Annotated in this window: 1 rRNA gene; it reads left to right on the top strand. The window is 44.4% G+C overall.

The features are described 5' to 3' along the window. Positions 1 to 231 precede the first annotated feature (231 nt). Positions 232 to 685: ribosomal RNA gene (locus QL898_RS13790) — 16S ribosomal RNA — on the top strand; the annotation flags it as partial.

The following is a 685-nucleotide window of genomic DNA, read 5'->3' on the forward strand; positions in this document are numbered from 1 at the left end:
TATTTAAAAGCATAACTAAAGAACAACTTGTGTGGATTTTTGCTGATTCAGAATGCTAAAAAATAAAGTTGACTATCTTTTCTTTTCGGAGAGATTATTAACTATAAAAATTATCATTTAAGACAGCAGAAAAACTCAAAGTTAATTCATTACGAACATAATTTTTAGCGATTTTGCCAGATTAAATGAGCCAAGTTTAGAAGCTTCTTTAAAGAGCTTCATAGCAAGATTAAACTGAAGAGTTTGATCATGGCTCAGATTGAACGCTGGCGGCAGGCTTAACACATGCAAGTCGAGCGGAAACGATGGTAGCTTGCTACCAGGCGTCGAGCGGCGGACGGGTGAGTAATACTTAGGAATCTACCTAGTAGTGGGGGATAGCACGGGGAAACTCGTATTAATACCGCATACGACCTACGGGAGAAAGGGGGCAGTTTACTGCTCTCGCTATTAGATGAGCCTAAGTCGGATTAGCTAGATGGTGGGGTAAAGGCCTACCATGGCGACGATCTGTAGCTGGTCTGAGAGGATGATCAGCCACACCGGGACTGAGACACGGCCCGGACTCCTACGGGAGGCAGCAGTGGGGAATATTGGACAATGGGGGAAACCCTGATCCAGCCATGCCGCGTGTGTGAAGAAGGCCTTTTGGTTGTAAAGCACTTTAAGCAGTGAAGAAGACTCT

This window comes from Psychrobacter sp. APC 3279 (assembly GCF_030407795.1).
In the GTDB taxonomy this organism is placed as follows: domain Bacteria; phylum Pseudomonadota; class Gammaproteobacteria; order Pseudomonadales; family Moraxellaceae; genus Psychrobacter.